Source organism: Eikenella sp. NML070372, assembly GCF_001648415.1.
GTDB classification, from domain to species: Bacteria; Pseudomonadota; Gammaproteobacteria; order Burkholderiales; family Neisseriaceae; genus Eikenella; species Eikenella exigua.
Map to the genome: position 1 here is coordinate 22026 of NZ_LXSN01000008.1, position 6557 is coordinate 28582.

Annotated in this window: 6 protein-coding genes; 5 read left to right on the forward strand and 1 reads right to left on the reverse strand. The window is 53.3% G+C overall.

Translation table 11 applies throughout. The annotated features are described in order from the left end of the window. Positions 1-4: 4 nt before the first annotated feature. From atpG to A7P97_RS08785, 3 genes are read left to right on the forward strand one after another with little or no spacing between them, the layout of a single operon-like run. Positions 5-883 carry a F0F1 ATP synthase subunit gamma gene (atpG, locus tag A7P97_RS08775; RefSeq protein WP_067529290.1) on the forward strand — a complete coding sequence of 293 codons (879 nt, stop codon included), beginning with the start codon at positions 5-7 and terminating at the stop codon, positions 881-883. Positions 884-923: 40 nt separating this feature from the next. Continuing rightward, a complete protein-coding gene (gene atpD / locus A7P97_RS08780) occupies positions 924-2321 on the forward strand; it encodes a F0F1 ATP synthase subunit beta (RefSeq protein ID WP_067441805.1) in 1398 nt (465 codons plus the stop codon). Between the two features lie 10 nt (positions 2322-2331). Then, positions 2332-2757, forward strand: a complete 426-nt coding sequence (locus A7P97_RS08785; RefSeq protein ID WP_067529292.1) for a F0F1 ATP synthase subunit epsilon — start codon at positions 2332-2334, stop codon at positions 2755-2757. Positions 2758-2917: 160 nt separating this feature from the next. Here A7P97_RS08785 and coaD read toward each other — a convergent pair whose 3' ends face one another. Continuing rightward, complete coding sequence (gene coaD / locus A7P97_RS08790) at positions 2918-3433, reverse strand: pantetheine-phosphate adenylyltransferase (RefSeq protein ID WP_067529294.1); 516 nt, start codon at positions 3431-3433, stop codon at positions 2918-2920. A 222-nt stretch (positions 3434-3655) separates the two neighbouring features. On the opposite strand from coaD, the gene lnt reads away from it, so the two are divergent. Both lnt and rpoH read left to right on the forward strand, forming a co-directional pair. Further along, positions 3656-5290, forward strand: a complete 1635-nt coding sequence (gene lnt / locus A7P97_RS08795) for an apolipoprotein N-acyltransferase (protein ID WP_067529295.1) — start codon at positions 3656-3658, stop codon at positions 5288-5290. A gap of 193 nt (positions 5291-5483) precedes the next feature. Then, positions 5484-6335 carry an RNA polymerase sigma factor RpoH gene (gene rpoH, locus A7P97_RS08800; RefSeq protein WP_067529297.1) on the forward strand — a complete coding sequence of 284 codons (852 nt, stop codon included), beginning with the start codon at positions 5484-5486 and terminating at the stop codon, positions 6333-6335. The last annotated feature ends 222 nt before the right edge of the window (positions 6336-6557 follow it).

Genomic DNA, 6557 nt, shown 5'->3' on the forward strand with positions numbered 1-6557 from the left:
TGAAATGGCAGTAGGGAAAGAAATCCTCACGAAAATCCGCAGTGTACAGAATACACAGAAGATTACCAAAGCCATGCAGATGGTGTCGACTTCCAAAATGCGGAAAACGCAGGACAGAATGCATTTGGCACGGCCTTATGCCGAGAAAGTGCGCGTGGTGATGAGTCACTTGGCACAGGTAGAAACCGAGCATAAGCAGTTGCCAATCTTGGAAAGTCGGGAAAATATTCGGCGTGCCGGCTTCATCCTAATTACTGCCGACAAAGGCTTGTGTGGCGGGTTGAATGCCAACTTGCTAAAGAAGTTTTTCGGACAAGTGCAAGAATACCAGCAGCAGGGTGTGGCAGTGGAAGTTATCTGCTTCGGTAGCAAAGGGTTGGCTGCCTGTAATCGTGCTGGCCTCAATGTAGTGGCCAGTGCGGTAAGTTTGGGCGACACCCCGAAGATGGAAGTGTTGCTTGGCTCGCTGACTGAAGCGTTTCAGCGTTATGCTGATGGTGGCTTGGATATTGTGCACTTGGTGTATTCTAGATTTATCAATACTATGTGCCAAGAGCCGAACTTAGAGACCTTGCTGCCTATCGGTCACAATGTGCTGAACGAAATATCGGAAGCAGAAGAATATGGCCGAGAATATATCTATGAGCCATCGCCAATTTTGGTGCTGGAATATTTGGTGCGCCGCTATTTAGAATCGGTAGTGTATCAGGCTTTGTGTGAGAACATGGCTTCCGAGCAGTCTGCCCGCATGGTGGCAATGAAGGCCGCTACGGATAATGCAAGTAATGCAATTAAGGAATTACGCCTGATTTACAACAAATCCCGTCAGGCAGCGATTACCACTGAATTGTCGGAAATTGTAGCCGGTGCCGCTGCAGTATAGGTGGGTAGAGCAGGCAGATTTGAATATTTAGGATAGATAAATGAACCAAGGCAAAATCGTACAAATTATTGGTGCGGTAGTCGATGTGGAGTTTCCGCGTACCGCTATTCCACGTGTTTACGATGCACTCAAACTGGTCGATACCGATTTGACGCTAGAAGTGCAACAGCAGCTTGGCGACGGCGTTGTCCGCACCATTGCGATGGGTAGTACAGACGGTTTGAAACGCGGCGTGGCCGTGCAAAATACTGGTGCACCGATTACTGTGCCGGTGGGTAAAGCTACCCTAGGCCGCATCATGGATGTTTTGGGTAACCCTGTGGACGAGCAAGGTCCGATCGGTTCTGAACATACCCGTGCTATTCATCAATTTGCACCTAAGTTCGACGAACTCTCCAGTACTACCGAATTGTTGGAAACAGGCATTAAGGTGATTGATTTGCTTTGCCCGTTTGCCAAAGGTGGTAAAGTAGGTCTGTTTGGTGGTGCTGGTGTGGGCAAAACCGTGAATATGATGGAGCTGATTAATAACATTGCAAAAGCGCACAGTGGTCTCTCCGTATTCGCCGGCGTGGGCGAGCGTACCCGTGAAGGCAATGACTTCTACCACGAAATGAAAGACTCCAACGTGTTGGATAAAGTGGCCATGGTGTACGGCCAGATGAACGAGCCGCCTGGTAACCGCCTGCGTGTTGCTCTAACTGGTTTGTCGATGGCTGAATACTTCCGTGACGAAAAAGACGAAAACGGCAAAGGTCGTGACGTATTGTTCTTTGTGGACAATATTTATCGCTATACCCTGGCCGGTACAGAAGTATCCGCCCTGCTTGGCCGTATGCCTTCTGCCGTGGGTTATCAGCCGACGTTGGCTGAAGAAATGGGTCGTTTGCAGGAGCGTATTACTTCCACCCAAACTGGCTCCATTACCTCTATCCAAGCCGTATATGTGCCGGCCGACGACTTGACCGACCCGTCTCCCGCCACTACGTTTGCCCACTTGGATGCGACTGTAGTATTGAGCCGCGATATTGCCTCCCTTGGTATCTATCCTGCGGTAGACCCGCTGGACTCCACTTCTCGCCAGCTCGATCCAATGGTGCTCGGCCAGGAACATTATGATGTGGCTCGTGGCGTGCAATCTACCTTGCAGAAATATAAAGAGTTGCGCGACATCATCGCCATTTTGGGTATGGACGAGTTATCTGACGAGGATAAGATGACTGTGATGCGTGCCCGTAAGATCCAGCGTTTCCTGTCGCAGCCTTTCCACGTGGCAGAAGTGTTTACCGGCTCACCCGGCAAATACGTTTCGCTGCGTGATACCGTGGCCGGCTTCAAAGCTATTCTGAGCGGCGAATACGACCATCTGCCGGAGCAGGCCTTCTATATGGTGGGCGGCATCGAAGAGGCCGTGGAAAAAGCCAAAACCCTGAACTGAGGAATGCAGCATGAATATCATGCAGGTTGATGTGGTCAGCAACGAGGAGAGCATCTACTCCGGTGAATCCAGCTTTGCCGTGGTGCCGACCCTAAACGGCGAGCTCGGTATTTACCCGCGCCACGAGCCGATTATGAGCTTGGTGCGCCCCGGTGTGCTGCGTTTGCAGGTGCCGGAGCAGGAAGAAGAGGTTTTGGTGGCTATCTCCGGCGGTATTCTGGAAGTGCAGCCGCACAAAATCATGATTTTGGCTGACGTGGCTGTGCGTAGTGCCGAGCTGGATCAGGCGCGGGCAGAGGAGGCCCGAAAAGCTGCAGAAGCCGGCGTGAAACATGCCAAAGATGATGAGTCAATGGCTAAAGCTCAGGCAGCGTTGGCAATTGCGCTGGCCGAACTGAAAGCCCTCAATTACCTGCGTATTAAAAATAAGCGCTAAACCAACCGGTTTGACGGACGAAAATAAAGCACGATTACATCGTGCTTTATTTTTCTTGGCAGCTAAGGCTATCTGAAAAGACTGAGGCAAGGAGAGCATGACTGTTCTGCCGGTAATACCGTTTTCAGGTAGCCTACCTTGAGAGGCGGATGGCGGACAATCAATCCTCAGCCGAACAGCCGTGGTCGGCCAGTATTTTGCGGTACACAGCATCGGGGACGTAGCGGCGGATGGTTTTCTGCCAGTTTTGCGGGCCGACCATGCCTTTAACCATGGTGGACGATACTTCGGCAAATTCGCGCGGCGGCATCAGGATAACGGTGGTGATGGTTGGTTGCAGGTCGGCGTTGATGTAGCGCATGGCACGTTCGTATTCATAGTCTGAGCCGCTGCGGATGCCGCGCACCACGAAATCGGCTTGGATACTATCGGCGAAATCAACCAGAAAGCGGTTATGAAACTGGGTAACGCACACGTTGGGAAATTCGGCGGTGATGTCCACCAGCATGGCTTTGCGCTCTTCCAGTGTATAGGTGGCCTGCTTTTCGGGATTGGTGCCGATGGCTACGATAAGTTCGTCAAACATGGCCTGCGCTTGGCAGATCATCCACAGGTGGCCGTTGGTGGGGGGATCGAAACTGCCGGCATAAACGGCGCGGCGGTGATGTGGTTTCATGGGTGGTTCTGCATGCAACAAATTAAAAACGGGCGAAGCCTACCCCGCTTGCTGCGGCAGCGCAAGTTTATTTTGGTAGGTTGTGCAGGTTGAGGTCGTTACTCAGTATCTTCAGCCATTGCGTTCTCAGGTAGCCTCCAGCCAGAAAAGGCTACCTGAAAACACCATGCAGCGATGATTTGGTTATATAATGCCGCTTCTTTATCAAGGCTACCTGAAAACATGAATTGGGTTGCGAAATTTGAGGATTGGTGTAGTCGGCGCTATGTGTACTGGCCGCTAGTGATGCTACTGGCCGCCGCTACGCCGCTGGCGTTTGCGCCGTATTACCATTTTTGGCTGATGCCGCTGCTGTTTGGTGCCCTGATTCGGCTCACCGAGCTGCGGCCGCAAAACAGCGTGTTTGGCGCCTACTGCTTCGGGTTGGTTGGCTACGCCGTACAGTTCTATTGGATACACACCGCGCTGCACGACATATCCGGCCTGCCCAATCTGTATGCCCTGCCGCTCACCATCCTGTTGCCCGCCTATCTCGCCCTTTATCCCGCCGCCTGCTTCTGGTTGCTGGAAAAAGCCCGTTTGCCGCGCGGCTGGCGTATCGGCCTCTTATTGCCCGTGTTGTGGACGCTGGCCGAATTTGCCCGCGAGCGGGCGATTACCGGCTTCGGCTGGGGTGCGCTGGGCTACAGCCAGGTGGCCGACCTTTCCCCGCTAGCCGGTTATGCCCCCGTGGGCGGGGTGCATTTGCTCACTTTGCTGTGTGCCTTTTGCGGCGCATGGTTGGTGCTGGTGCTGCACAACCAAGGTTGGAAGCGGCGGGCATTACCGCTTGTGCTGCTGATTGGAGTTATTGCCGGCGGCTGGCAGTTGCGCCAAGTGCGTTTCACTGAGCCCGACGGCAGCAGTGCCACCGTGGCGTTGGTGCAAGGTAATATAGCGCAAACTTTGAAATGGGATGCCGACTATCTGAGTGAAACTATACAAAGCTACTATGAGCAAGTAGCCAACAGCCATGCCGACATCACTATCCTGCCCGAAACCGCCATTCCCGTGATGCGGCAGGATTTGCAGGAATATAATCCCGGCGTCCTCGACCAATTTGCCTACGAAGCCCAGCGCAACGGCAGCGCGCTCGCCATGGGTATTGCCCAATACAATCAGCAGCGCACAGGCTACCTGAACGCTGTGATCAACTTAAGCAATTACCACCCCGACCGCCCTGACGACATCCCGTTTTACGCCAAAAGCCACCTCGTTCCCTTCGGCGAATATAAACCCCTGCCTGCTATCACCGAGCCGCTGTACCGCATGATGAACATGCCTTTGGCCGGGTTCGACCGTGGCGGCAGCGCCCAAGCCCCGTTGCTTTTAGCCAACCAGCGCGTGGCGTTTAACGTGTGCTACGAAGACGGCTTCGGCGACGAACTGATTGCCTCTGCCAAACAAGCCAGCCTCTTGGCCAATATGAGCAATCTGGGCTGGTTTGTCCGCTCCAACGCCATCCACCAGCATTTGCAAATATCGCAAGCCCGTGCCCTTGAGCTCGGCCGCTACATGGTACGTGCCACCAACACCGGTGCCACCGCTATCATCAATCCGCAAGGCCAAGTGGTGAAACTCGCCCCGCCAGACACCCGCACCGTGCTCGAAGGCAATATCGAAGGTTATCGCGGCGAAACCCCGTATATGAAAATAGGCGGCTCGCTGCCCCTGGTGTGTGGCTTGTTGTGTTTGGCCGTATTGCTGATGCTGGCCGGCTATCCGCCACGGCGCAAACCTGCTCCCGATGCCGCAGAGGAAAGGCTACCTGAAAACAGCAGCGAACCAAGTGCCGAGCCGCAATATGAGGGCAAATAGATACCGTTTGCCCGAAGTTGCCGTTGTTTACGTTAATATAGAAAATAAATTAAAATTCAAGAAATACAAAATTTAACCTATCGTAAACCAAAATCACACAGTATGGGTGTTTAATCATCCCCGTAACTTAAAGAGACAGAAGAGATAAATACCGTCGAAGGCGGCAGAAAATACTAAAAGGAGTCAAAAGACAATGAATAACGCATTTGCATTGCCCATCCCCAGCGGCCACGGCAGCCTGGAGCAATATATTCACACTGTAAACAGCATTCCGCTGCTCACCGCAGAGGAAGAACATAGCCTGGCTGTACGCCAGCTGCAAGGCGACCTGGAAGCCGCCAAGAAACTGATCTTGTCGCATCTGCGCGTGGTGGTATCCATCGCACGCGGCTACGATGGCTACGGCCTCAACCAAGCCGACCTGATTCAAGAAGGCAACATCGGCCTGATGAAAGCCGTAAAACGCTACGAGCCCAACCGCGGCGCCCGCCTGTTTTCCTTTGCCGTACATTGGATTAAGGCCGAAATCCACGAATTCATCCTGCGCAACTGGCGCATGGTGCGCGTGGCCACCACCAAGCCGCAGCGCAAACTCTTCTTCAACCTGCGCAGCATGCGTAAAAGCATGAATACCCTCTCGCCCGAAGAAGCGCAAACCATCGCCGACGACTTGGGCGTGAAAATGGACGAAGTGCTGGAAATGGAACAGCGCATGACCGGCAAAGACATTGCCCTTCTGCCCGACAACAGTGACAGAGAAGAAGACAGCTACGCTCCCATCGACTGGTTGGCCGACACCCGCAGCGAGCCCACTCAGCAAATCGCCCAAAAAGCCCGCTACGCCATGCAGACCGAAGGCCTGCAAAATGCGCTCGCCCAGCTAGACGCACGCAGCCGCTGTATCTTGGAAAGCCGCTGGTTACAAGATGGCGGCGGCCTTACCCTGCACGAGCTGGCCGCTGAATATGGCGTTTCCGCCGAGCGCATCCGCCAGATAGAAGCCAAAGCTATTCAAAAACTGCGCGGCTTTATGAGCGAAGAATAAGTGGATGAAAAAAGACTGCCTGAGGGCAGTCTTTTTTATTGGGTATTTGGTTTTATGGTGGCTTACATTTTCAGGTAGCCTTTTATATGATGGGACTTATTCGTCTTCGTCCTCTTCCTCGTCGCCCAAATCCACTTCCTCAAGCGGAATCACCCGGGTGCGGTAGCGCAGTTTGTGGTAGAGGTAGAAACCGAAGAATATGGGCAGGCCCATATAGGTCAC